The organism is Ruegeria sp. TM1040 (assembly GCF_000014065.1).
GTDB lineage: Bacteria > Pseudomonadota > Alphaproteobacteria > Rhodobacterales > Rhodobacteraceae > Epibacterium.
The window spans coordinates 459,052-483,104 of the sequence record NC_008044.1 but is presented as its reverse complement, the minus strand read 5'-3'; the positions used below and the strand labels follow the sequence as shown (position 1 = coordinate 483,104).

General features: G+C 60.6%; 22 protein-coding genes. 8 read left to right on the top strand and 14 right to left on the bottom strand.

The genetic code is table 11. The features are described from left to right. Positions 1 to 3: 3 nt before the first annotated feature. From TM1040_RS06645 to TM1040_RS06605, 9 genes are all read right to left on the bottom strand, one after another. Complete coding sequence (locus tag TM1040_RS06645; RefSeq protein WP_011537812.1) at positions 4 to 810, bottom strand: amino acid ABC transporter permease; 807 nt, start codon at positions 808 to 810, stop codon at positions 4 to 6. 73 nt (positions 811 to 883) lie between these two features. Beyond that, positions 884 to 1,675, bottom strand: coding sequence for a transporter substrate-binding domain-containing protein (locus TM1040_RS06640; RefSeq protein ID WP_011537811.1), 792 nt, complete (start codon positions 1,673 to 1,675; stop codon positions 884 to 886). A gap of 2 nt (positions 1,676 to 1,677) precedes the next feature. Beyond that, the gene (locus TM1040_RS06635) at positions 1,678 to 2,754 is read right to left on the bottom strand and encodes a HesA/MoeB/ThiF family protein (RefSeq protein ID WP_011537810.1); all 1,077 of its coding nucleotides are present in this window, start codon (positions 2,752 to 2,754) and stop codon (positions 1,678 to 1,680) included. Further along, the gene (dut, locus tag TM1040_RS06630) at positions 2,751 to 3,242 is read right to left on the bottom strand and encodes a dUTP diphosphatase (RefSeq protein WP_011537809.1); all 492 of its coding nucleotides are present in this window, start codon (positions 3,240 to 3,242) and stop codon (positions 2,751 to 2,753) included. Before dut ends, TM1040_RS06635 begins: the two co-directional genes overlap by 4 nt. Positions 3,243 to 3,393: 151 nt before the next feature. Continuing rightward, positions 3,394 to 5,907, bottom strand: a complete 2,514-nt coding sequence (locus TM1040_RS06625) for a CheR family methyltransferase (protein ID WP_011537808.1) — start codon at positions 5,905 to 5,907, stop codon at positions 3,394 to 3,396. A gap of 185 nt (positions 5,908 to 6,092) precedes the next feature. Then, a complete protein-coding gene (locus TM1040_RS06620; RefSeq protein ID WP_011537807.1) occupies positions 6,093 to 6,467 on the bottom strand; it encodes a hypothetical protein in 375 nt (124 codons plus the stop codon). 236 nt (positions 6,468 to 6,703) lie between these two features. Beyond that, the gene (gene coaBC / locus TM1040_RS06615) at positions 6,704 to 7,915 is read right to left on the bottom strand and encodes a bifunctional phosphopantothenoylcysteine decarboxylase/phosphopantothenate--cysteine ligase CoaBC (RefSeq protein WP_011537806.1); all 1,212 of its coding nucleotides are present in this window, start codon (positions 7,913 to 7,915) and stop codon (positions 6,704 to 6,706) included. Positions 7,916 to 8,032: 117 nt separating this feature from the next. Continuing rightward, a complete protein-coding gene (locus TM1040_RS06610) occupies positions 8,033 to 8,896 on the bottom strand; it encodes a ChaN family lipoprotein (protein WP_011537805.1) in 864 nt (287 codons plus the stop codon). Further along, on the bottom strand, positions 8,893 to 9,771 hold the full coding sequence (locus TM1040_RS06605; protein WP_011537804.1) for an RNA polymerase factor sigma-32: 879 nt from the start codon (positions 9,769 to 9,771) through the stop codon (positions 8,893 to 8,895). The genes TM1040_RS06610 and TM1040_RS06605 overlap by 4 nt, the downstream gene beginning before the upstream one ends. Positions 9,772 to 9,921: 150 nt before the next feature. Between TM1040_RS06605 and cobU the strand changes: the two genes are divergently transcribed. The 4 genes from cobU (at position 9,922) to TM1040_RS06585 (ending at position 13,406) form a co-directional block, all read left to right on the top strand. Next, entirely contained in the window at positions 9,922 to 10,476 is a 555-nt protein-coding gene (gene cobU, locus TM1040_RS06600; RefSeq protein WP_371261775.1) for a bifunctional adenosylcobinamide kinase/adenosylcobinamide-phosphate guanylyltransferase, read from the top strand. Further along, positions 10,473 to 11,054 (top strand): histidine phosphatase family protein, encoded by a 582-nt coding sequence (locus tag TM1040_RS06595; protein ID WP_011537802.1) that lies wholly within the window; start codon positions 10,473 to 10,475, stop codon positions 11,052 to 11,054. The genes cobU and TM1040_RS06595 overlap by 4 nt, the downstream gene beginning before the upstream one ends. Before the next feature lie 58 nt (positions 11,055 to 11,112). Continuing rightward, positions 11,113 to 11,793: a glutathione S-transferase family protein gene (locus tag TM1040_RS06590; protein WP_011537801.1), complete on the top strand. Its 681-nt coding sequence runs from the start codon at positions 11,113 to 11,115 to the stop codon at positions 11,791 to 11,793. Positions 11,794 to 11,903: 110 nt separating this feature from the next. After that, positions 11,904 to 13,406: a YifB family Mg chelatase-like AAA ATPase gene (locus TM1040_RS06585; protein WP_011537800.1), complete on the top strand. Its 1,503-nt coding sequence runs from the start codon at positions 11,904 to 11,906 to the stop codon at positions 13,404 to 13,406. Here TM1040_RS06585 and TM1040_RS06580 read toward each other — a convergent pair. From TM1040_RS06580 to rsmI, 4 genes are read right to left on the bottom strand one after another with little or no spacing between them, the layout of a single operon-like run. Further along, positions 13,403 to 14,299 carry an alpha/beta hydrolase fold domain-containing protein gene (locus tag TM1040_RS06580; protein ID WP_011537799.1) on the bottom strand — a complete coding sequence of 299 codons (897 nt, stop codon included), beginning with the start codon at positions 14,297 to 14,299 and terminating at the stop codon, positions 13,403 to 13,405. The genes TM1040_RS06585 and TM1040_RS06580 overlap by 4 nt on opposite strands. After that, positions 14,296 to 15,231 carry a glutathione synthase gene (gene gshB, locus TM1040_RS06575; protein ID WP_011537798.1) on the bottom strand — a complete coding sequence of 312 codons (936 nt, stop codon included), beginning with the start codon at positions 15,229 to 15,231 and terminating at the stop codon, positions 14,296 to 14,298. The genes TM1040_RS06580 and gshB overlap by 4 nt, the downstream gene beginning before the upstream one ends. Positions 15,232 to 15,291: 60 nt before the next feature. After that, positions 15,292 to 15,666: a YraN family protein gene (locus TM1040_RS06570; protein WP_011537797.1), complete on the bottom strand. Its 375-nt coding sequence runs from the start codon at positions 15,664 to 15,666 to the stop codon at positions 15,292 to 15,294. Positions 15,667 to 15,671: 5 nt separating this feature from the next. Next, complete coding sequence (rsmI, locus tag TM1040_RS06565) at positions 15,672 to 16,535, bottom strand: 16S rRNA (cytidine(1402)-2'-O)-methyltransferase (protein WP_011537796.1); 864 nt, start codon at positions 16,533 to 16,535, stop codon at positions 15,672 to 15,674. A 97-nt stretch (positions 16,536 to 16,632) separates the two neighbouring features. On the opposite strand from rsmI, the gene TM1040_RS06560 reads away from it, so the two are divergent. Genes TM1040_RS06560 through murJ form a run of 3 tightly spaced genes read left to right on the top strand, consistent with a single transcriptional unit; the run spans position 16,633 to position 22,140 of the window. Beyond that, positions 16,633 to 17,808 (top strand): penicillin-binding protein activator, encoded by a 1,176-nt coding sequence (locus TM1040_RS06560; protein WP_044027011.1) that lies wholly within the window; start codon positions 16,633 to 16,635, stop codon positions 17,806 to 17,808. After that, positions 17,768 to 20,596: a [protein-PII] uridylyltransferase gene (locus tag TM1040_RS06555; RefSeq protein WP_044026665.1), complete on the top strand. Its 2,829-nt coding sequence runs from the start codon at positions 17,768 to 17,770 to the stop codon at positions 20,594 to 20,596. The genes TM1040_RS06560 and TM1040_RS06555 overlap by 41 nt, the downstream gene beginning before the upstream one ends. Then, positions 20,593 to 22,140: a murein biosynthesis integral membrane protein MurJ gene (gene murJ / locus TM1040_RS06550; RefSeq protein WP_011537793.1), complete on the top strand. Its 1,548-nt coding sequence runs from the start codon at positions 20,593 to 20,595 to the stop codon at positions 22,138 to 22,140. Before TM1040_RS06555 ends, murJ begins: the two co-directional genes overlap by 4 nt. Positions 22,141 to 22,156: 16 nt before the next feature. On the opposite strand, the gene TM1040_RS06545 is transcribed toward murJ, so the two are convergent. Beyond that, positions 22,157 to 22,843, bottom strand: coding sequence for a rhomboid family intramembrane serine protease (locus TM1040_RS06545; protein ID WP_011537792.1), 687 nt, complete (start codon positions 22,841 to 22,843; stop codon positions 22,157 to 22,159). A 114-nt stretch (positions 22,844 to 22,957) separates the two neighbouring features. Between TM1040_RS06545 and trpS the strand changes: the two genes are divergently transcribed. Next, positions 22,958 to 23,986 (top strand): tryptophan--tRNA ligase, encoded by a 1,029-nt coding sequence (trpS, locus tag TM1040_RS06540; protein WP_011537791.1) that lies wholly within the window; start codon positions 22,958 to 22,960, stop codon positions 23,984 to 23,986. Positions 23,987 to 24,053: the final 67 nt, after the last annotated feature.

Sequence of the window (24,053 nt, the reverse complement as noted above, 5' to 3'; positions counted from 1 at the left end):
TGCCTAGCGATGCTCTTGCTTGCTGCGCAAGTGCCGCTCCAATGCGCGCAGGGCCAAAGACAGGGAAATCGTCATCGCCAGATAGATGAGCGCGACCATGTTGTAGGTCTCGAAATAGCGAAAGTTGCTGGCGGCCGTGACCTTGCCCAGCTGCGTGATGTCCAGAACGCCCAGCACGGACACCAGCGAGGAATCCTTGACCAGCGCGACAAAGTCATTGCCAAGCGGCGGCAGGATCGTGCGGATGGCCTGCGGGAACACCACAAAGCGAAACCGCTTCCAACCCGAGAGCCCGAGCGCCTTTGCCGCCTCGATCTGGCCGTCGGGTACCGACTGCAGACCGGCCCTGAAGACTTCGGCAATGAAGGCCGAATAGGCGATCATAAGGGCCACGATCGCGCGCCACAGGAGCGGGAAGTTGCGGGTGCGAATGTCCTCAAGACCGAGAAAACCGCCAAGCCAGTTGCGCAGATCCACAAGCGCCGGTGCCAGTACAAAGGCCACATAAAGCAACAGCACGATGATTGGCACGCCGCGCACCACCTCGACGTAAAAGCGGCAGACCTGCCGCAGCACCAGCCAACGCGATTCTGCCCCGAGTGCGAGCGCAAGACCCAAAGCCGAGGCGGAGAAGAAGCTCACAATCGTGACGAAGATGGTAATCCCAACGCCCCGCCACAGCGTGTTCATGATCTGTGCGTAGACGTCGCTCAGTGCGACCTCAATGCCCAGATAGAGCGCGGTCAGTCCGACTGCGACCAGCCACCACGGGAAATCTTCTTTGTCTTCGCGCTTGTGGCGATTGGTCATGTGCTTGCCCTGTCACGACAAACCCCGGCCTGTGTTTGGCCGGGGCGGTATTGGAGTTCAGAAGGAAAGGCGCTTATTGGCCCATCTTGTAGTCGAGGAACCACTTCTTGTTGAGCGCATCCAGCGTGCCATCGGCCTTCATCGCAGCAAGCGCGGCATTGACGGGTTCCACCAGATCGCTGCCTTTGGGGAAGATAAAGCCAAAGTCCTCGGTGCCGAGCGGCTCGCCAACGATTTTCAGTGCACCGTCCGAGGCCGCAACAACGCCACTTGCGGCGGTGCTGTCGGACAGAGCGAGATCCACATCACCTGCGCGCAGCGCCTGCAGCGAGGCGCCAAAGGTTTCAAACAGTTTGATCCGCGGGTTTGCTTCATCACCATCCAGCACATCATAGACGGTGACATAGAAGGGCGTGGTGCCGGGCTGCGCTGCCGCCAGGAGGTCGTCATCCGCGGCAAAGCCTGCTGCGTCCTCGAACCGGTCTTCGTCGCCCGCAACGATCATGCGCATCTGCGAGGTCAGGTAGCTCTCGGAGAAGTCGACCTTTTCCTTGCGGTCATCGCGAATGGTGATGCCATTCATGGCGACATCATACTGGCTTGCGGTGATCGCGGGGATCATCGCATCCCAGCTCGAATTCTCGTAGACCACGGTGATGTTGATGCGCTTGGCGATCTCGGCCACTGCATCATATTCCCAACCAATTGCCTCGCCGCTGTTGGGGTCGATGAACTGCAGAGGCGGATAGGTGTTTTCGGTCGCAAACACGACCTCGCGCCCTTCAAGATCCGGCAGATCGGCAGCCAGGGCGCCGGTGGCAAAGACAGCCGTTGCAAGGGCAGTCAGGGCAAAAGTGCGGGTCATATTCAGTTTTCTCCTGTCGGGGCCGGGGTGCCTGCATTGGGTCCGCAAATCGGACAATCGGCGCGCGCTTTCAACGCAATCCGGCGGGTTTCACCATAGAGACCATCGTAGATCAACATCTGCGCGCGCAAGACTTCTCCTGCGCCTGTGATCTGTTTCACGGCCTCCACAGCCATCATCGCGCCCAAAACGCCGGGCAAAGGTCCAATTACACCCGCCTCTGCACAGCTGGGCGCAAGGCCAGCGGCGGGGCTTTCGGGAAAAATACACTGGTAACACGGGCCGCCCGAGGCGGGATCAAAAACGGAGATCTGGCCTTCCCACTGCGACAAGGCGCCGGAAATCAGGGGTTTCCTCTGCGCAACCGCCGCCGCATTGGCCAGATAGCGAGTGTCGAAATTGTCAGTCCCGTCGAGGATCAGGTCATATTCCGCAAAGAGTTCCGATGCGATATCCTCGCTGAGGCGACGATGATAGGGACGGACGGTCACAAAAGGGTTTTGCGCCTCCATCGCGGCCTGAGCCGAGAAGACCTTGGGCATGCCAATATCGGCGTCACGATGGATAACCTGTCGTTGCAGATTGGCGTTCTCGACGCGATCATCGTCAATAACGCCGATGGTGCCGACGCCCGCAGCGGCCAGATACTGCAGCGCGGGAGCCCCCAGGCCACCCGCTCCGATCACCAGAACTCTGGCGTCTTTCAGGCGCTTTTGCCCAGCGCCTCCGACCTCGCGCAGGACGATGTGGCGGGCATAGCGGTCCAGTTCCGAGTCCCGAAACGGAGCAGCCGCCTCAGGCGCATCAGCACTGTCCTCGCGCGCATCCGCACGGTTGCGCAGCCGCTTCAACACGCGGCCATAGAGCGCAACCAAGGCCCCTGTCCCGGCAATCAGGAGCCACAGGCTCGCAGATCCCCCAGTGGCGGCACGCAATGGATTGCCTTCGGGCAAGGTCAGCTGGATGCTGAGAACCGCCAGGAACAAAAGACCAAGCAACGCCCAGCGCATCGACTGCGATGCCCCAAAGAGCCGCCCGCCCCACCAGATCAGCCCCGCAAGCCCCAGTACCAAAATCATGCGCCGGTCGCCCCCGAGCCGGTCGAGCCGAAGCCGCCCGCACCACGCTCCGTGCTGTTTGAGAATGTCTCGACCTCGTTCAAGGTCGCCCGCAGAACTGGCACAAACATGAGTTGCGCGATGCGTTCCCCCGGCTCGATCACGATCGGCGCGGCCCCCGGCGGGTTGCGGTTCCAGGCGCTGATGAACACTTCGCCAGTATAGTCGGCATCGATGAGGCCGACATTATTACCCATCACCAGCCCTTTTTTGTGACCAAGCCCGGACCGCGGCATCACAAGCGCGGCGCAGGACTGATCGCCCATGTAAAACGCCAGCCCCGAGGGGATCAGCACTGCAGGCGCCTGCGGCGCGATCTCTTTGGGCGCGTCGATACAGGCAAAAAGGTCAATCGCGGCAGAGCCTTGGGTCTGGTAGCTGGGCATCCCCCAATCCCGGATACGCGGGTCAATGATTTTCACGTCTACCGCAAATTGCGATGCAGTCATCGGGGCGATCCTTCTGTCTCTGCGCGCGTGTCCTGTTCCGCGCCGTCCAATTCGCGACGTTTATGCCGCAAATCGGGTAGGAAACACCACTGGGTTTTCGACAGCGCCTGTAAATCAGGCCCACCCCACATGGCCCCATCCCATGTCACGCCTAGACGATGGTGACGGCCACCCCGATGAGGTCCCGGCCTTCGCGCTCCCGAAACGGCGTGAATGTCATTTCATGCGATGCACCGCCAAACTCGGCGTTTTCGACCAGGGGCGCACTGGTACGGAAGACATGAGAAATCCGGGACGTCAGATCCGGCATCCCTTCAACGGGCGCGCATTGGCTGATGTGGATGCCCGACTTGGGAAGGGCGTCCAATTCGAACATCGTCATTGCCTGTCGCGAAGCGTGACGCACCTGCAGAGCCTGATCCACCACGATCATCACAAAAGGATTGGCCCGCAATACTGCACTGAGCTCCGCGCTCAGATGCTGGATCTCGCTGGAGTTGACCTGAATTTCCTCGTTGACGGTGATCAGCTCTTCATTGGTGGACTGCAATTCCTCGTTGGAGGTTTCAAGCTCCTCATTGGTGGATTGCAATTCCTCGTTGGCGGCCTGCATTTCCTCGTTGACCGACTGCAGTTCCTCGTTGGCAGTCTGCAACTCTTCAATGGTCTGCTGGAGCGCCTCGCGGGTTGAGATCACCTCGTCCTCGATCTGACGAATATAGCGATCCTGTTCCTCGGGATTGCGGCTCTCGGGCGGTGCGGCCTGCTCTTCCTTGATCCGAGATTCGACGCCGATCAGAACAATGCTGTTGCCGTCCATTTCACCGTCTGGCGCGGAGACGATAGGATAGCAGGTCAGACGCACCTGTTCATGCTTGGACCGTGGTAAAGGATGCCACTGGCCACTGCGCACACCGCGTGAGCGCAAGGTGACATTGATCAGACTTGAGGCTTCGCTGCGCAACTCCGGGAGCAGGATCTTGAGGTCCACCTGCAGCCCGGTGTTTTCCGTCAGTGCGGTCACAAATGAGATGTCGCCAATCACGCGCAGGATCGCGCCTGTGGCGCTGGCGAGGAAACCATTTGGGGCCAACACACGGATCAGATTGTCAAATTGTCGTGTCGCACTATGGTGCTTATTCTTGTCAGCCAGATACGGCAGCGCGGACTGCTCTAAGGGGCGCCGGGCCGTTGCATCCTCGATGAACGGTTGCAGCGCGGGTTTGCGCGTCACGAGTCTTTTGCGGTAGATCCGGTCGGAGGTGCTGGTGGGTTCAAAGATCGTCTCCATCCCACCCACGGTTTCGGCAGCCCCAAGGAACAGCAGCCCATCAGGGACCAGAGCGTAACCGATCCGTGCGAGCACTTTGTCCTGCAAGGGCCCATTGAAATAAATCAGCAGGTTACGCAGGCTCACACAGTCGAGATTGGTGAACGGCGGATCCTGGATGACGTTGTGGCGCGAAAACAGGACAAAAGCCCGAAGCGCCTTTTTGACCTCGATGGTGTCAGTGCGCTCGACAAAATAGCGATCAACCAATTCCTGCGGAATGTCATTGATCGCAGAGATCGGATATTCCCCACGTCGCGCCACATCCAGTGCATGCTGGTCAATATCGGTGGCAAACACCTGCAATCGGCGCTGGGATACTTTTTCAAGGCCGCCCATCGCTTCCAAAAACAGGATTGCAACCGAATAGGCTTCTTCGCCTGTGGCGCAGCCAGACACCCAGACGCGAACCGTTCGCTGATCGGATGAGGATTCGAGCTTTGCAACCAGCTTTTGAATATCGGCCTTCAGGGCATCAAATTGCTGGGGATCGCGAAAGAACCGCGTTACGGAGATCATCAGATCCTTATAAAGCGCATCCACTTCAGCAAGGTCGCTGCGGCAAAAATCCACATAGGCGTTGTATTCCGAAAAACCGAGGGCCAGCATCCGACGCGCAATGCGGCGGTTGATGGTCGACGCCTTGTATTCGCGAAAATCCACACCGGTGCGCGCCGTCAGGATCTGGAACAGATCAGACAGGTGATTTGGCTTTTGATGCAGCTCCTGCAATTCGGTGAAATCCCGGGGACGGGAAAGGATTTTCCCCAAGTGCTCACCGATTTCACGCGGACGAAGCGTCAGATCAACGCAGCCGGTTTGCAACGCAGAGGTCGGCATCCCGGAATATTTGGAACTCTCGGGATCCTGTGCAATGGTAATGCCGCCCACCTCGCGAATGGCGCGCACCCCATAGCTGCCATCACTCCCAGTGCCTGAAAGAATAATCGCGGCGCAGTTTTCGCCGCATTCCTCGGCCATGGTTTTCAACAACAGATCCGCAAGCGGTTTTGGCTGCCCGCGCAGCCCGCTCGGTGCTCGCAGCCCCAGCTGGCCACCTTCGGTGACGATGACGTCATGGCCGGGCATCACCACATAAATCGTGTTGGCCTCCGGCCAGATGTCCGCATCGGGTGTCAGCTCACGAACCGGCAATCTCGTTTCGCGAGAAATCAACGCACTGAGCATGCTCTTGTGATTTGGCGACATATGCTGGGCAATCACATAGGCCGCTTCATTTTGCTCTCCGAGCTCCTGAACCAGTTCGGACAGAGCCTCAAGCCCCCCAGCGGAAGCAGCGATACCAACCAAAAAAGGAATACTTCGGTCGCTCATTGATGTGTCCTCTGGGACGAAACCCTGCTCTATTGCCACCCGCCGCATACAGCGGCGAATTCAAGCCTTGCCCGGACGCTTCGATACGACGTGGAAGGAACTCTGACAGCCGCGCAGAATTACGCTAGCACGGACCGGCACCGGTGAAAATCACTTAAAGTTCAAAAATTTATACCGGCGCGCGCTCAGTCGGCTGCGTTTTGCTCCAAAAGCGTGACCGCAGCGGCGCGGATCACTTCCTCACGGGCTGGCATCTGGAGGACCAACCCGCGGCGTGGCGGCGGCACGAGTTCCTCCAGCCCTTCGGAGTCGACCATCAGCAGGGTTGGAACCATCCGCGCATCCGCCTCAGCCACTGCGCGCTTGCACACCCCCGAACGCAGCCGCAGCCCCAGAAAGCACAGCTTGAAGTCCCGCTCCCGGAGCATCTGGCAGGCATCCACTTCGCTCAGGGAAAGGTACGGATCCCCAAGCCGATACATCCGGATCATATTGCACAAGAGCTGTCCAAGCGTGATGTCATCTTCAAGCACCAGAATGTCACCCGCCGGCTGCGTCATCTCGTGCAGTCCTTTGCAAACCCAAAGGGTGTCGCGCTTGGCAAGCTCTCCCCACAACAACACATATATGACACCTCCAATGGAATTGAGCACAATCCGCTGGATGGTTTTAGCCGTTAACTTATTAAATCCCTACTGCCTTAGCATAAAAAAGCGAGGGTCGAATCTTACGCTAGGCGAGAAAAAAGGAGAGAACATATCGACGCCGAATTGAAGGCAATCAATTTTTCCGGATCTTATCCCCCCGAAACTGGCGGGGTGAGTGTAGCTGCAATTTTTTCCGCCAGGCGCTGCGCCACCTGGTCTTTTGGCATACGAGGCCAATGCTCTTCGCCCTCGGCGGTAATCAAGATCACGGCGTTTTCGGCTCCCCCCATGATGCCAGTCGCGGGGGAAACATCGTTGGCAACAATCCAGTCGCAGCCCTTGCGCAGGCGTTTTGCCGTTGCGTGTTCGACAACATCATTGGTTTCGGCGGCGAAGCCAACCACAAGGCCGGGACGATCCTGCGTCTGAGAGGCCACCTCGCGCAGAATGTCGGGGTTTTCCTCAAACGCGAGACGGGGCATGCCGTCTTTGGTTTTCTTGAGCTTGCGGTCAGAAGCGGAGGCCACGCGCCAGTCTGCTACAGCCGCCGCAAAAACCCCGGCATCCGCGGGCAGCGCCGCCTGAACAGCCGCGTGCATGTCGCTGGCGGTTTCAACGGGCACCACCTGCACCCCCTCCGGCGGGCGCACCGTTGCAGGGCCCGTGATAAAGACCACCTCCGCCCCCAGTGCCCGCAGAGCACGGGCCAACGCCGTGCCCTGCGCCCCGGAGGATCGGTTGGCGATATACCGCACCGGGTCGATGGGCTCGTGAGTGGGACCGGAAGTTACGATGATGCGCTTGCCCGCGAGCGGCCCGGCAGCAAGACGCGTGGTGATTGCCGCGATGATCTCCTCCGGCTCGGCCAGTCGCCCGGCGCCATACTCACCGCAGGCCATTCCGCCTTCATTCGGGCCGACCACGGAAACACCGTCATTTTTGAGCTGGGTGAGGTTGCGCTGCGTAGCAGGATGCTCCCACATCCGCACATTCATCGCGGGCGCCAACAAAATCGGCGTATCCGTCGCCAGCAACAAGGTGGAGGCGAGGTCATTTGCATGACCCTGCGCCATCTTCGCCATCAGATCAGCCGTCGCCGGAGCCACCACCAGAAGATCGGCACTCCGCGAGAGCTGGATGTGGCCCATTTCCGCCTCGGCGGTGAGGTCAAACAAATCTCGGTGCACGGCGTTCCCCGCAAGCGCGGAAACAGACAGAGGGGTGACGAATTCCTCTCCGGCGCGGGTCAGAACCGGCGTCACCCGCGCGCCCTGATCCTGCAGTCGCCGGATCAGTTCCAGAGACTTATAGGCTGCAATCCCACCGCCAATGATCAGCAGAATATGTTTTCCTGACAGCATGATGGGCCCTCGATCCTTGCCTTTGCTCGGCAAACTTATGCCCTCCCCCCCCCTAGTGAAAGGGGAAAACGAGGGCAAAGGCCAAGGCTACATGTGTATCTTGCGGGCTGCCTTGCCTCAGTAAAAGGCCGCGCAGGGATCAGGGCGTGCGATGGGCGCCGCATTCCGGACGAGATCAAACTCGCCTCGGATCTGCCCATCCTCGGCTTGCCCCAGAGACAAGAGATCAAGGTCGGGTGCCGCGTAGCGCAGATACACCGGCGCTCCACGATCGAGCCGCGCGTGTCCGTTGCCCGTCACAATGACGACGGGCCCTTCAGCGCCCGCAGGTGCGGCCTCGCGCGCAAGAAGCGCCACACGAGCCAGCGTCGCGTCCCGGAGCCGCTGCACCTCCACCATTCCAGGGAGAAGATCATAGGGCAATGCATTGCAATGCGCCGCTTGCTGCTCGGCCTCGCGCGCAGCTTGTTCCTCTTGAGACAGTGCCAGATCCAGCCCAAAGCGGGCCGCATCCTCTACCCCGAAAAACGCGACCGCCCCCTTGGCAACGGCGTCTCGCGCCACCGACCGCGGGACCGCCGCGCCCCAATGCTGCGCCTCCGGGGCCGCCTCAAACAGAGGCTGATACATAGCAAACGCGGGCCAACCGCTTTCGCCCCAGTCGAGCACCTCGCCCAACCCTGCCGGGTCCGATAGCGCATCCGGCGTAAGTCGCGCCGCCTGATCCTCGGTGAGCATCTCCCAGACCACCGCCACAGGCGCAATTTCAGCTATCACCTCGGACTGGACCTTGTGATGCGCCGGGTTGTCGTGGATCTCGCCAAGCAAGACCACATCGGCCTGCTTGGCTTCCTCGATGATATGCGCCAGCTTTGTCTCCGCAAGCGCTTGGGCGTTTGTAATAAAAGGCAAAAGTGCAAGAACTGCTGCCAGATGAAATTGCCGACCTCCAGGTCCGCGCCTAAAATGCATATTCCTCATGCAAGGAAGTTCTGCACCTCACGGGACTGACCTTCAAGGCTCTTTCTCATCTTTGAGAAGGCGGCGGCTTCCAGCTGACGCACGCGCTCTTTTGACAGTCCCAATTCATTGCCGAGGCTCTCCAGAGTGCGCGCCTCTTCTCTCAGTTTGCGCTCGCGCACGATAAAGCGCTCGCGCTCATTGAGACCATTCAGCGCCGAGAGCAGCCACTCGCGCAGCTGGCGACGATCATGATCGGCCTCCACGCGGTCCGCAGCCTGTTCGCTGTCATCTTCCAAGGCGTCGATCCACTCGCGCCCGTCCTCGTCTGCCGACTGCACTGCGTTCAGCGAGAAATCAGCACCCGCGAGGCGGCCGTCCATCATCTCGACATCGCGCAGCGGCACGCCGATCTCTTCTGCAACCATCTGCATCAGCTTGTGACGGTCGAGTTCCACGCCTTCGCCGGCTGCCTCGCGCTCGAGTTGCGCCTGCACACGGCGCATGTTGAAGAACAGGGACTTCTGCGAGGAGGTCGAGCCAGTGCGCACCATCGACCAGTTGCGCATCACGTAGTCCTGAATGGACGCCTTGATCCACCAGACCGCGTAGGTCGAGAACCGCACGCCGCGGTCGGGATCAAATTTCTCTGCCGCCTTCATCAGGCCAAGCCCTGCCTCTTGGATGAGATCATTCATCGGGGCGCCATAGCGGCGGAATTTTGACGCCATCGACACTGCGAGCCGCATGTAGGCTGTGATCAGACGATGGAGCGCCTGCACGTCCTTCTCATCGCGCCATGCGTAGGCCAACGCCAATTCCGTCTCTGCATCCAGAAGCTCGGCTTTCATGGCCTGCTTCGGGAGGGGGTTCTTGGTGGTCTCGTCCAGTGCCATTTTAAACTCCCTGTTCTAAGAACTACGTTGACAACGTGCGAGGGCCGGCTTTGGTTCAAAAATAATCTGTCGGATATTCAAAAGATGCTCTATGCATCCTGGTCGCCGGCGAAACTACGGATCATTCGGGCGTGGGCGTCTTGGCGCATGATGCTCAACGCGCCTACAACTCTGAGGATACGCAAATTGGCCAGCAAAGTCACAATCATTCTCGGCGGCGCAGCGTCGGGCAAATCTGCGTTTGCTGAGCAAGCTTGTGTTAAGACAGGGAAAAGCAGGGTTTACTGGGCGACTTCACAAATATTTGACTCTGAAATGCAGGAGAAGGTCGCCCGCCATGTCGATCAGCGTGGCGCCGGCTGGACCACAATCGAAGAGCCCTATGAAGCCAAAACGGCGCTTGGCGCCGCTCAATCTCAGGATGTTCTCTTGATGGATTGTGCGACCATGTGGCTCACCAACCATCTGCTTGCGGAAAATGACCTCGAGAAAGAGACCCGCGTCCTGCTGGAGGCGATCAAGGACTGCCCCGCCGAAGTTGTCATCGTCACCAACGAGACCGGTCTTGGGATTGTTCCCGAGAATGCGCTGGCACGGCGGTTTCGCGAGGCGCAGGGACGCTTGAATATTGCGCTCGCCGCTGCGGCGGACACGGTGGTCTTGGTCGCAGCAGGGCTGCCAATGACGCTGAAAGGCACGACATGATCACGCGTTTTCACATGATACGCCATGGCCCGACCCACGCCAAATCCATGGTGGGCTGGTCGGATTTACCCGCAGACCTCTCGGATGCGGCGATGCTGTCTCGGCTGTCGCGCGCCCTCCCCGACACGGCGGTGGTTATTTCGTCAGATCTGAGCCGGGCCGTTGCCACGGCAGATGCGATCCAGGGATCACGCACCCGCCTGCCCCATACCTCAGATTTGCGCGAAATCCATTTTGGAGATTGGGAACTGCGCCGTTGGAGCGAGATCGACGCCGAGGACCCGGACCACATTCGCGCCTTTTGGGAGAAGCCCGGAGACGTCGCCCCCCCAAATGGCGAGAGTTGGAACAGGCTGATGCAACGGGTCTCACGACAGTTCGACAGGCTTGCAGAGACCTACAGAGGTCAGGATGTTGTTGTCGTGGGCCACTTCGGCCAGATCCTCTGTCAGGTGCAACGCGCCCTGGGCCTCACGGCGACCGAGGCTTTTGCCCACAAAATCGACAACCTGTCCCTGAGCCGGATAGATCACGAGAGCACGGGATGGAGTGCCGGAGCGATCAATCAAATTTTGTGATGCGTGAGCGCACAAACATTAGCTTTCCTGATGCATGTGGCGTCGCTAATCTCTCCCCATGACATACACACTCTATATTGCAGATCGCATGTATTCCAGCTGGTCTTTGCGCGGCTGGCTCATGCTCGAGAAGTTCTCCCTGCCCTACGACACGCGGCTGGTGGGACTCTACAACGGAACCATGGCGCAGGACCTTGCCGAGGTTGCACCGGCTCGATTGGTGCCCACGCTGGTCCTGCCGGATGGCACCGTGGTTGGCGAAACCATGGCCATGGCTGAGACCCTCGCCGAGCGTCACCCCGAAGCCGGGCTCTGGCCCGCATCAGAAGCCAGTCGGGCCACGGCGCGCTGGCTCTGCGCAGAGATGGCGGCGGGGTTTGAGGCCTTGCGGTCGGCCTGCCCCATGCAGCTTGGTCATATCTGGCAGGGATTTGAGCCTTCGGAGGCCGTTCTCAACGATCTAAGCCGACTGGAGAAACTCTTCGCCCACGCGCGTGCGGTCTCTGGCCACGCACGGGGCCCTCTTTTTGGCGCTTATAGCCTTGCCGATGTATTCTACACCCCAGTTGCGGCACGGGTCATCGGATTTGACCTCCCGGTCTCTACAGAAACCCGCGCCTACTGCGTGGAGCTTCTGAGCGATCCCGCGGTGCTTGCGTGGCAGGCGGAAGCGCGCAAAGTCCACTACGACCCGGAACCCTATGCGCTGGATCTGGAGCGCAAACCCTGGGCGCTGTGATCCCAGCCTGCGATTTCGCGCTGGACTTACGCCATCCTTAACCAATCGGTAACCACGTTTTTAAATGCTGCTCCCTATGGGCCTGTTTTGAGGCACCGCAGGGGGCGGCCATGATTTCACGTGCACAAACTGTTGCATTTCAAGGTGTTGAAGCCTGTCCGGTTGAGGTTCAATGTGCCGTCGCCCCAGGGCTTCCGGCGTTTTCCATCGTGGGCCTTCCCGATAAGGCCGTCAGCGAAGCCCGCGACCGGGTGCGATCAGCCTTGGCGGTCATGTCGATTGCCTTGCCCGCGAAACGGATCACCATCAACCTATCGCCAGCCGATCTCCCCAAAGAGGGCAGCCATTTTGATCTTCCAATCGCAGTCGCATTGCTGACGGCCCTGGAAATCTTGCCACCGGAAGCTGCCGAGGAGACCCTCTCGCTTGGTGAGCTGTCGCTGGATGGAACCTTGGTCGCAATCACCGGCGCCTTGCCCGCCGCCTTAACAGCCGCCGAACAACAGCGCACGCTGCTCTGCCCCAAAAGCTCCAGCGCCGAGGCAGCCTGGGTCGAAGCTGCAACCGTAATTGGTGCGGCGTCGCTCTCAGACGTAATCCGCCATTTCACCGGACAAGGCGTCCTTGCACCCGCCCAGCCGGGCGAGGTGTTGGATGACCCGCTCGAGAAGGATCTCGCCGATGTCAAAGGCCAGGAGGGTCCGCGCCGTGCGCTCGAGATTGCCGCTGCTGGACGCCATCACCTGCTGATGAGCGGCCCACCAGGCGCGGGGAAATCCATGCTTGCGGCGCGGCTGCCCTCGATCCTACCACCGCTTTCGCCCGGGGAGGCGCTGGAGACGTCGATGATCCAATCCATCTGTGGCCTGATCAAAGCCGGGGGCGTCAGCCGCGCGCGCCCGTTTCGCGCGCCTCATCACACCGCCTCCATGGCGGCCATCGTGGGGGGCGGGCGTCGTGCGCACCCCGGAGAGATCAGCCTCGCGCATAATGGAGTGCTGTTTCTCGACGAGTTGCCGGAATTTGCGCGCGCCGTCCTTGAGACCCTTCGGCAACCGCTGGAAACGGGTGACGTGATGGTGGCCCGCGCCAATGCTCATGTGCGCTATCCAAGCCGCTTCATGCTTGTGGCAGCGGCCAACCCCTGCCGTTGTGGCTATCTGACCGACCCTGCCCGCGCCTGCCCCCGCGCGCCGGGGTGCGGTGCGGATTACATGGGCCGGATTTCAGGGCCGTTGATGGACCGGTTTGACCTGCGCATCGAGGTCGAGCCCGTCGCCTTTGCCGATCTCGAACGCAGTCGCCCCGGCGAGAGCTCTGCCAGTGTTGCGAGCCGCGTTGCGCAAGCGCGCGCGCTTCAGGGGGAACGCTATGCCGCCTGCGACGGCACCCATACCAATGCGGATGCAGAGGGTGAGATGCTGGAAAAAGTCGCAGAGCTGGGCACCGACAGTCGCGCGCTCCTGCTCCAAGCTGCCGAGCAGTTTGGCCTGAGTGCGCGCGGCTATCACCGGGTCTTGCGCGTTGCCCGCACCATTGCGGATCTGGATGCCGAAGCGCAGATCGCCCGCGATCATGTAGCCGAGGCACTGTCCTACCGCCTGCCCAGTTAGCGCGCAGTAAACGCCGCGCGTGCAAAATCGGCAATCTCCCTCAGCGACTTACGGGCCTCGGGGACCCAGCCCTGAAACAGATGCCAGACATGTGGTGCGCGGGGATGCCGCCTCTCCAGAACGTCAGCGTCAAAACCCCTGAGGCGCTCTGCCATCCGGCGGCAATCATCAAACAGGATTTCCGTCTCGCTATACTGCAGCAAGACCGGCGGGCAGGTGGGGAACTCTGCAAAAAGTGGCGACACCCGCGGGTCCGTGTCATCGGCGCCTTCGGGCAGGATATAGCCCACAAGTTCCCGGATACGCTCTGCGGGCAGGAGCGGATCTCGCTCTGCATTGCCCTGCAGGCTGTCGCCACTCAGGCTCAGATCGCACCAGGGCGACATCGCAAACGCGGCCGCAGGCGGTGTTGCCGCGTGGCATAGATAGGACAGCAGCGCGAGCGCGAGGCCGCCACCGGCAGAATCGCCGCCCAACACCACATCCGACGGCGCGTAACCCGCAGCCATCAGATGCTCCCAAGATGCCACGGCGCCCTCGAACGCCGCCGGAAAAGGATGTTCGGGGGCCAGCGGATACGCCGGCGCGCAGACCTCAAGCTGTGAAAGCCCTGACAGCTGCCCGAGCATGGCTGCATGCGTATGCGGGCCACCGGCCACATAGCCACCGCCGTGAAAATAAAGAATAATTTTGCCATGCAGGCGCGGACCACAGTGGATCCGGTCGAGCCCTGCCCGGTCCTTGATGCGACAAAGGAAGGGCGGCGCCCGGAATGTCACCGCTGCCGCGCGGTCAAAGGCTCGGCGCGCCTCTAGCGGGCCATGCGCACGGCGCAGGCGGGGCCGCACCACATGGCGCAGCCCAACCAATAGCAAATCAAGCGCAAGACTCACGCAACGCGCGCCTCAATCGCCTCCCAGACTTTTTCCGCGATATTGACGCCGTTAAAGCGCTCAAGCTCCTGAATTCCGGTCGGAGAGGTCACGTTGATCTCTGTCAGATAATCGCCGATCACGTCGATGCCGACAAACACCTGCCCCTTCTCCTTGAGGAGCGGTCCAATCGCGGCACAGATCTCCAGATCGCGCTCCGTGAGCCCGATTTTTTCAGGCCGCCCGCCCACATGCATGTTGGACCGTGTCTCGCCCGCCGCGGGCACGCGGTTGATGGCGCCCACAGGCTCTCCGTCGACGAGGATGACGCGCTTGTCACCATTTGAAACATCCGGGAGGAATTTCTGCACAATGAGAGGCTCGCGGCTGAAGCCGGTAAAGAGCTCATGCAGCGACGACAAGTTGCGGTCATTGGCATCCAGACGGAACACCCCGGCACCACCATTACCGTAGAGCGGCTTCAGGATCACATCGCCATGTTTGGCCTTGAAGGCCTTGATGGTCTCAAGATCGCGCGCAATCGTCGTCGGCGGCGTGAGATCAGGGAAGTTCAGAACCAGCAGTTTCTCAGGGTAGTTGCGCACCCAGAAGGGATCATTGACCACAAGCGCCTGGCCCTTCAGACGATCCAAAAGATGCGTCGAGGTGATGTAATGCATGTCAAACGGCGGATCCTGGCGCAGCCAGATCACGTCGAAATCTGCCAGGTCTACCTCCCGCAGCTCTCCGAGCGTCGCCGGCGTGCCCTCGACACGTTGCACCACCATGTCATGCCCGCGCGCCGTGATGCGCCCTTCCTGGTAGGCAAGCTGATCGGGGCTGTAATAGAACAGCTCGTGACCGCGTTTCTGCGCCTCTTCCGCAAGGCGAAAGCTGCTGTCGGCGTTCACATCGACGCCCATGATCGGGTCCATCTGAAATGCGATTTTCATAATATGTGTCCCTTGTTTCACAACAGATACATGGCGTAGGCGCTGGCCATGTTCAATGGCTCAGCCGTGGCCATAGGCATTTTCGATAATCTCCACCTCGCCCGCGCCCCAAACCAGCACAACATCCAACCGCGCCGGAGTCAGTTGGCCCAAGGGTTCGCCCTCAAGAAAGGCACCCGCGCTGTTGAAAACCCGCTGCATCTGCGCGGGTTTGATGCGTGCCGCGGCTTTGTCGCGGGTGGTGCTGGATTTCACTTCGGCGAAGATCACGGTCTCTCCGTCTCGAAGGATCAGATCGATTTCGCCATGCGGGCCGCGCCAGCGACTCTTCACAAGCGTAAGACCTCGCGCCAGATAGGCGCGGATCGCGATCTCTTCGGCAGCCGCGCCCGCAAAATGAGCGTTCTGCCCTCTTGCGCGTGCGTCCTGCGTCATGACTTCTATCCTTGATCTTCGCGCGCAATCTGCAGCGCTTGTTGATAGATTTTGCGTCGCGGCTCACCATGGGCTTCGGCGACAATCGCTGCTGCGTCCTTGACAGAGTTCTCCCGCAACGCGGCGCGCAGATCCGCCTCCAGATCAGCAGCCGTGACTGTCGCCGCGCGCTGGCGGTCGACGAGGATCACGATTTCACCCTTTACCGGTGCGTCGGCAAGCCCGGAGGCAAGCTCAGCAAGCGGCCCTCGGCGCACCTCTTCAAATTTTTTGGTAAGCTCACGACAGAGGGCCGCGTCGCGCGCGCCAAGGACCTCTGCCATATCGGCCAGCGACGCGGCAACGCGCTTGGGTGATTCGTAGAAAACGAGCGTGCCGGGGATATTTCCGACCTCCTGCAGTCGTTTGCGCCGCGCCCCGCTGGCGTTCGGCAAAAAGCCTGCAAAGAAAAACGCATCTGTCGGCAGCCCCGCCAATGTGAGCGCACAAAGCGCCGCCGATGCCCCCGGTGCGGCGGTGACCAGATGGCCAGCCCGCGCGGCCTCGCGGCTCAGATCATACCCCGGGTCTGCAATCATCGGCATACCTGCCTCGGATGCATAGGCCACCGACTTGCCCGCCGCGAGATCCGCCATCAGGCGCGCCCGCGCGCCCGTGCCGGAATGGTCGTGATAGGCCACCACCGGACGATCCCCGAGCGGGACCCCGTGGATGTCGAGCAACTTGCGCATCGAACGTGTGTCTTCGGCTGCAATCACATCGGCGGACGCCAATATGTCAAGCGCACGCAACGTGATGTCACGGGCCGTGCCGATGGGCGTTGCGACGAAGTACAACCCCGGCGGTAAACTGACGATTTTATGATTCACGCTGGACCCGCTTTTCTGGTCGTCTATGATCGCTCCAAACCAAAACGGGTACGCCTCGCATATCGTTGCGGCCCGGAACAGGGAGTTTATGCGCTTTATGTTTGCTGTTTTCAATCGGGCCCGCAAGATTGCTTTGACCGCCACCGCAGTTGTTGCCTCTGCATTTGTCGCCGCCTGTGACCCCGGAGCATTGTCCGGCGGGGGGCCGACCATCAACACCTCCAAACCTGTGCCTGTCGCACTGCTGGTACCGCGCGGTTCGGCACAGCATGGTGATGGCGTTCTGGCCCAGAGCCTTGAAAATGCAGCCCGCCTCGCGATTGCGGATCTGAACGGCGTAGAGGTGGACCTGCGTGTCTATGACACAGCGGGCAACCCTGAAACCGCCGCTGCCGTTGCCTCGCAAGCGGTGCAGGACGGCGCGCGCATCATTCTTGGTCCGGTCTATGCCGAAGCCGCAAATGCCGCAGGGATTGCCGCCGCAAAGCGCGGTGTGAACGTGCTGGCCTTCTCCAACAATGCCTCGATCGCGGGCGGCAACGTGTTCGTTCTGGGCTCGACCTTTGAGAACTCCGCCAACCGCTTGACCCAATATGCCAAACGCCAGGGCAAGAACTCCATGGTGGTTGTGTCGGGCAATAATGCCGCCGGACAGGCCGGGCGTTCTGCCATTCAGCAGGCCGCCGTGCAGAGTGGCATGACCATTACGGGCAACGTCAGCTATGAGCTGTCGCAGCAGGGTGTGATCAACGCGATCCCGACCATTAGCCAGAATGTGCGTCAGAACAAAGCGGACGTGATGTTCATGACCGCGACCACCGCAGGCGCGCTGCCGCTGTTGTCGCAGCTGTTGCCCGAAGCCGGTGTCACGCCAGAAGACGTGCAGTACATGGGCCTGACCCGTTGGGACATCCCCGCGCAGACGCTTGAACTGCCCGGAGTTCAGAACGGCTGGTTCGCCCTGCCCGACCCACAGAAGTCTGCCTCTTTCCGTGCACGTTATCAATCCGCATATGGCGCGGCACCGCACCCGATCGGTGGTCTGGCCTATGACGGGATCGCCGCCATTGGCGCGCTGGTCAGCTCTGGCAACTCCGGGGCGCTCACCGGTGCGGCTCTGACACAACCCGCAGGTTTCCAGGGCACAGGGGGTATTTTCCGCCTGCGCCCGGATGGCACCAGTGAACGTGGTCTCGCCATCGCAACGATCCAGGACAAGAAAGTCGTCATCATTGACCCAGCGCCACGAAGCTTCCCCGGAGCCGGTTCCTGAACCGACCAACACTCTCGACAAAACCCATCCTGAACCTCTGGGGTCGCTCATCTGCGACCCCAGTGCGATTTTCGATGCCGATGCAATTCGGCTTCGGATCAAGGAGTTGGCGCAGGACCATCAGGGCGCGGAGTTCCGTGCCGCTGTTGTTGCGCTCTTGCGAGAGGCCAACAAGTCCGGGCGCAGTGCAATTGCCGAGGCCTTTGAGCTGCAGCCCTTTGCGGCGCGCGAATTGGCGCGGTCTTATACCTATCTGACGGATGGGCTGGTCACATCAGCACAGATGGCCGCTGTTGAGGTGCTGCACCCCATTGCCACCCCCACCACGGGCGAACGGATTTCCGTCTTTGCCGTGGGCGGCTATGGCCGCGGTGAGATGGCGCCGTTTTCCGACGTCGACCTCTTGTTCCTCACCCCCTACAAGATCACCGCATGGGCCGAGAGCGTGATCGAATCCATGCTTTACATCCTGTGGGACCTGCGCCTGAAGGTCGGCCATTCCAGCAGGACGATCAAAGACTGCATCCGGCTCGGCTCTGAGGATTTCACCATCCGCACCGCCATGCTTGAGCACCGCTTTCTGGCCGGTCACGGACCGCTTGCAGCCGAACTCGAAGCGCGGCTGGCGAAGGATCTCTTCGCCAAGGATTCTGCCGAGTTCATCGATGCCAAGCTGGCGGAGCGTGATGCGCGCCACCTCAAGCAGGGTGAGCGCTACATGGTCGAGCCCAACGTGAAAGAAGGCAAGGGCGGCCTGCGCGATTTGCAATCGCTCTTCTGGATCGCCAAGTATCTCTACAAGGTGCAGGACGTGGCCGAGCTGGTGCCACTAGGCCTGTTTCGCCCCGAAGAGTTCGACTTCTTTGCCAAGGCCGAGAATTTTCTCTGGGCGGTACGCGCCCATCTGCACCTCAGTGCGGGGCGTGCCACCGAACAGCTGACCTTTGACATGCAGGTGCAGGTCGCCGAACGCATGGGTTATGAGGACACCTCTGGCCGGCGCGCAGTCGAGGTCTTTATGCAGGACTATTTTCGCCACGCCACGCAGGTGGGCGATGTCACCCGCATCCTGCTCTCGAAACTGGAAGACAGCCAGCTGAAGAGCGAGCCGCTGCTAGAGCGTATTTTCCGACGCAAGCCGCGCGTGAAACCGGGCTATCGGATTCACCACAACCGGCTCGAGATCGCGGACCCTGAGAGTTTTCTTGAGGACAAGCTGAACCTCCTGCGCATGTTCGAAGAAGCTTTGCGCACGGGGCTCCTGCTGCATCCTGACAGTATGCGACTGGTGCGGGCCAATCTGCATCTCATCGACGACGAGATGCGCAACTCTCCGGATGCTCAGCGGATCTTCCTCGACCTTCTTCTGAAACACGGCAACCCGGAACGCGTTCTGCGGCGTATGAACGAACTGGGTGTCCTATCGACCCTGATCCCGGAGTTTGAACCCATCGTGGCGATGATGCAGTTCAACATGTATCACTCCTACACGGTGGACGAGCACACGATTCAGGTGATCTCCAATTTCTCAGCCATTGAGCGGGGCGAACTTGAGAACGAGCTGCCGCTGTCGTCCTCACTGATCAAGCAAGGCGTTAATCGCAAGGTGCTGATCATCGCCATGCTGCTGCATGACATTGGCAAGGGACGCCCGCAGGACCACTCCATTCTTGGCGCGCAGATCGCCCGCAAGGTCGCGCCTCGGCTGGGGCTCAACAAATCCGAATCCGAGACGGTGGAATGGCTGGTGCGCTATCACCTCCTGATGTCGGATACGGCACAGAAACGCGACATTGCCGACCCGCGCACGGTGCGCGATTTTGCTAAGGCGGTGCAGACGGTCAAACGGCTGGATCTCTTGTTGCTGCTCACGGTCTGCGACATTCGCGGCGTCGGCCCTGATACCTGGAACAACTGGAAAGCGGTTCTCTTGCGCGCGCTTTACAGCCAGACACGCGACGCGATGGAAAACGGGCTTGAGGCATTTAACCGCGAGCACCGCGGCACCGAGGCCAAGAAACGCCTGCGCACGGCCCTGCCCGACTGGGAAAAGGCCGCTGTCAAACGCGAAACCGCCCGCCATTATCCGCCCTATTGGCAGGGGTTGCATGTCACCGCGCATGTGGATTTTGCCGAAATGCTGCGCGAGATCGACGCGCTGGATGATCCATCGGCCATGCTGGTGCGCCTGCATCCGGATGAAGACCGTGATGCCACCCGCGCCTGTTTCGTGATGCCGGATCATCCTGGAATCTTCGCGCGGATAGCGGGCGCACTGGCGCTTGTCGGCGCCAATGTGGTCGACGCGCGCAGTTACACAACGAAGGATGGCTTTGTGACCGATGCCTTCTGGATTCAGGATGCAGACGGTCACCCGTTCGAGGCCTCCCGCCTCCCGCGCCTGCGCAGCATGATCGAAAAGACACTGCGTGGCGAAGTGATCGCCCGCGATGCGCTGAAATCGCGTGACAAGATCAAAAAGCGCGAACGCGCCTTCCGTGTGCCGACCCATATCACCTTTGATAACGATGGCTCCGATATTTACACCATTATCGAAGTGGACACCCGCGATCGCCCCGGCCTGCTCTATGATCTGGCGCGCACGCTTGCGGCCTCGAATGTCTATATTGCCAATGCGGTGATCGCGACCTACGGCGAGCAGGTGGTAGACAGCTTCTATGTGAAAGACATGTTTGGCTTGAAATATCACTCGGCCTCCAAGCAACAGTCGCTGGAGAAAAAGCTGCGCGAAGCCATCGTAGACGGTGCAAAACGGGCGGATACATGAAGCCGATCAAACTGATGTCCGGCTTTCTGACCGTCGGCTTCTGGACACTCGCAAGCCGGGTTCTCGGGTTTCTGCGCGAGATCCTGATTGCGGCCTATATCGGCCCCGGCTTGCTGGGGGATGCGTTCTATGCCGCCTTCCGCCTGCCCAATCTGTTTCGCCGGTTCTTTGCCGAGGGCGCATTCAACGCCGCCTTTGTGCCGATGTTTGCAAAACGCTGGGAAGCGGGCGAGAATCCGCAAGGGTTTGCGCAGGATGCATTTAACCTGCTTGCGGCAGCTGTCTTGGGGCTTACGGCCCTGGGCATGGTCTTCATGCCGTTTCTGGTTTGGTTGACCGCGGGCGGCTTTGAAGGCGATGCGCGGTTTGATCTGACGGTTGGCTATGGCCGGATCGTCTTCCCCTATATCCTCTGCATGTCGCTTGCTGCGTTGTTTTCAGGTGTCTTGAATGCCACCGGTCGTTTTGCCGCTGCAGCAGCGGCACCTGTACTTTTGAACATCTTTGCCTGCGCCGCCATGATTGCGGGAGCTTTGCGAGGTCAGGCCGTGATTGACTGGCTTGTCTGGGTGGTCCCGCTTGCAGGGATTGCTCAGCTGGCCTTGGTCTGGATCGCCGCCGCCCGCGCAGGGGTTTCCCTGCGCCCCGGGCTACCCCGCCTTACCCCCGAGATGAGACAATTGGTGCGCGTGGCGCTGCCCGCTGCCCTCGCGATGGGGGTCACGCAAGTCAACCTGGTGGTCGGGCAAGCCGTGGCCTCTGCTTATCAGGGCGCAGTGTCCTGGCTCTCGCTGGCGGATCGGCTCTATCAATTGCCACTTGGCGTGGTGGGGATCGCCGTTGGCATCGTGCTTTTGCCGGATCTGTCGCGCCGCTTGCGCGCAGGCGACGATGAAGGCGCGCGGGATGCGTTTTCGCGTGCCGGAGAGTTCTCTCTCTTGTTGACGATCCCCGCCGCCGCGGCGCTTATCGCTATCCCTGTGCCACTGGTCTCCGTGCTTTATGAACGCGGCGCAACCGGAGCGGAGGATGTAGCGGCGATTGCCATGGCTGTGGCGATATATGGCGCTGGCCTGCCGGCTTTCGTGCTGCAAAAGGTACTGCAACCGCTCTTTTTCGCCCGCGAGGACACACGCAGCCCGTTTCACTATGCTCTTGTGGCGATGGTGGTGAACGCAGTGCTTGCAGTGGGCCTGCAACCTCTTGTGGGCTGGCTTGCCCCCGCCATCGCCGCGCCGGCTGCAGGCTGGGTGATGGTGCTGCAACTCTGGCTTGGGTCGCGGCGCATGGGAGAGGCGGCGCAATTTGACGCGCGCTTCCAGCGACGTTGCCTGCGCATCGTGTTGGCCTCCGTTGCGATGGGCGTGGTGCTGCTGGGCGCTGCGACCATTCTGAGCGACGTGCTGTCGCTGGCGTATTGGCGTTACCTTGCGCTATTGGCGCTGATCGTGGTGGGCGCTGTGGCCTATTTCACCATTGGCCAGATCATCGGCGCATTCAGACTGTCGGAGTTCAGATCTGCCCTGCGGCGCGGCAAAGCCTGACCGCAGGGGTCGCCGATCACCGGTCCTGACGCAGTTTCTGCAGGATGCGGGCCCAACCACCGGGCACCAGAAAGAACGACATCACAAACCCGGTGACAAAGCCCGCAAGATCGGCAACCCACTCCGGGCTGCCGCCAAAAATCAGACCAAAGAGCAACTGCACCCCCATCAAGAACGCAATGAGCGTGAAGGCGCGGTATTGCTGCGCGCCGACGGTCGCAAGTGATAGCCACAAAAGATGGGTAAAGCCGCCGATCAACCCGTAGACCGCCGGAAAGCCCCCGAACAGGGCCACATTGCCGCCGACCAGCAGCGCATAGGCCAAGGCCCCTCCGATGGCAGAGCCGATAAAGATGAGCACCACGGCGATCTCACCCATGGCTTCGCCTACCATCTTGCCCATGGCCAGAAGGAACACGCAGACAAAAACTGCCTGGGTAAAGGCCCCGTGCACAAAGGCGTAGGTGACAAAACGCTTCAGCAGATCAAAGGGCCAGGTGCCGTTTTCCCACATCCACCAGAAATACTGCGCGCCAAAACCGTATTCCTGCAGGGCGTTCAGCCGCCAGCCCACCGCCTCCGGGCCACCGATGTAGCCGCGGGCGCCGAAGGAAAACATTGCCTCGATACCGATGATCACGATCACCAAAGCCACCACCACTGGCGGCAGGGCGTTAAAAGGAGATTGGTTCTGATCTTGCATTGGTCCTGCTCTCCGGCGCTCTGGCGCGCTCTCTACGGGTCTACGCCTGTTGACGATACTCTGCGCCATGGGTAAGCGACGATGGTGCATAATTCCAGACGGGAGTTTTCGACAATGAGCGAAACCAGCTTCACCCCGCGTGTCTTTTCAGGCATCCAGCCTTCGGGCAATCTGCATCTGGGGAATTACCTCGGTGCATTGAAGCGGTTCGTCGACTGGCAATCGCGGGACGTGGAGTCGATCTACTGCATGGTTGACCTTCATGCGATCACCGTCTGGCAAGACCCGGCAGACCTGAAGAAGGCCACGCGTGAGCTGTGCGCAGGCTTCATTGCCGCGGGGCTTGATCCGGAAAAATCCATCCTGATCAATCAGAGCCAGGTGCCGGAGCACGCGCAGCTTGCATGGATCTTCAACTGCGTCGCCCGCATGGGGTGGATGCAGCGGATGACCCAGTGGAAGGATAAGGCAGGTAAAAACCAGCAAAACGCCTCGCTGGGTCTGTTGGCCTATCCGTCCCTGATGGCCGCCGATATCCTGATCTACCACGCCACCCATGTGCCGGTGGGCGAGGACCAGAAACAGCACCTCGAGCTTACCCGCGACATCGCGACCAAGTTCAACCACGACTATGGCGTTGACTTCTTCCCGCTGACCGAGCCGGTGATCGAAGGCGCGGCCACCCGTGTCATGAGCCTGCGTGATGGCTCCAAGAAGATGTCGAAATCCGACCCTTCTGATGCGAGCCGGATCAATCTCACCGATGATGCGGACACCATCGCCAAGAAAATCCGCAAGGCCAAGACCGATCCCGAGGCCCTGCCCTCCGAGGCCAAAGGGCTTGAAGAGCGCCCCGAGGCACGCAACCTTGTGAACATCTACGCGGCGATGGCCGATCAGACGGTGGATCAGGTTCTTGCAGATGTGGGTGGCAAACAGTTCTCGGAATTCAAGCCGATGCTGGCCGATCTCGCGGTCGAGCGTATGGCGCCGATCACCACCGAGATGGCCCGTCTGATGGAAAACCAGGACGAGATCGACAAGATCCTCGCACGGGGATCAGAGCGTGCGCGCGCAATCACTGCACCGATCCTGCGTAAGACCTACGACATTGTGGGCATGGTCGCCCCGGTCGAGATTTGATCGCAGCACATCAACTGCGATGACCAGAACTGCCGAGGGCCGCCCGTTTGATTGGGCGGCCCTCTTC

Bases quoted from the DNA above. Each gene is read 5' to 3' on its own strand.
- TM1040_RS06570 (WP_011537797.1), bottom strand. From the start codon at position 15,666: ATGACGCAGGACGCACGCGCAAGAGGGCAGAACGCTCATTTTGCGGGC.
- TM1040_RS06610 (WP_011537805.1), bottom strand. From the start codon at position 8,896: ATGAGGAATATGCATTTTAGGCGCGGACCTGGAGGTCGGCAATTTCAT.
- TM1040_RS06595 (WP_011537802.1), top strand. From the start codon at position 10,473: ATGATCACGCGTTTTCACATGATACGCCATGGCCCGACCCACGCCAAA.
- TM1040_RS06635 (WP_011537810.1), bottom strand. From the start codon at position 2,754: ATGATTTTGGTACTGGGGCTTGCGGGGCTGATCTGGTGGGGCGGGCGG.
- dut (WP_011537809.1), bottom strand. From the start codon at position 3,242: ATGACTGCATCGCAATTTGCGGTAGACGTGAAAATCATTGACCCGCGT.
- TM1040_RS06585 (WP_011537800.1), top strand. From the start codon at position 11,904: ATGATTTCACGTGCACAAACTGTTGCATTTCAAGGTGTTGAAGCCTGT.
- TM1040_RS06560 (WP_044027011.1), top strand. From the start codon at position 16,633: ATGTTTGCTGTTTTCAATCGGGCCCGCAAGATTGCTTTGACCGCCACC.
- murJ (WP_011537793.1), top strand. From the start codon at position 20,593: ATGAAGCCGATCAAACTGATGTCCGGCTTTCTGACCGTCGGCTTCTGG.
- TM1040_RS06620 (WP_011537807.1), bottom strand. From the start codon at position 6,467: ATGACGCAGCCGGCGGGTGACATTCTGGTGCTTGAAGATGACATCACG.
- gshB (WP_011537798.1), bottom strand. From the start codon at position 15,231: ATGAAAATCGCATTTCAGATGGACCCGATCATGGGCGTCGATGTGAAC.
- coaBC (WP_011537806.1), bottom strand. From the start codon at position 7,915: ATGCTGTCAGGAAAACATATTCTGCTGATCATTGGCGGTGGGATTGCA.
- TM1040_RS06590 (WP_011537801.1), top strand. From the start codon at position 11,113: ATGACATACACACTCTATATTGCAGATCGCATGTATTCCAGCTGGTCT.
- TM1040_RS06545 (WP_011537792.1), bottom strand. From the start codon at position 22,843: ATGCAAGATCAGAACCAATCTCCTTTTAACGCCCTGCCGCCAGTGGTG.
- TM1040_RS06605 (WP_011537804.1), bottom strand. From the start codon at position 9,771: ATGGCACTGGACGAGACCACCAAGAACCCCCTCCCGAAGCAGGCCATG.
- TM1040_RS06645 (WP_011537812.1), bottom strand. From the start codon at position 810: ATGACCAATCGCCACAAGCGCGAAGACAAAGAAGATTTCCCGTGGTGG.
- trpS (WP_011537791.1), top strand. From the start codon at position 22,958: ATGAGCGAAACCAGCTTCACCCCGCGTGTCTTTTCAGGCATCCAGCCT.
- TM1040_RS06625 (WP_011537808.1), bottom strand. From the start codon at position 5,907: ATGAGCGACCGAAGTATTCCTTTTTTGGTTGGTATCGCTGCTTCCGCT.
- TM1040_RS06640 (WP_011537811.1), bottom strand. From the start codon at position 1,675: ATGACCCGCACTTTTGCCCTGACTGCCCTTGCAACGGCTGTCTTTGCC.
- cobU (WP_371261775.1), top strand. From the start codon at position 9,922: ATGCTCAACGCGCCTACAACTCTGAGGATACGCAAATTGGCCAGCAAA.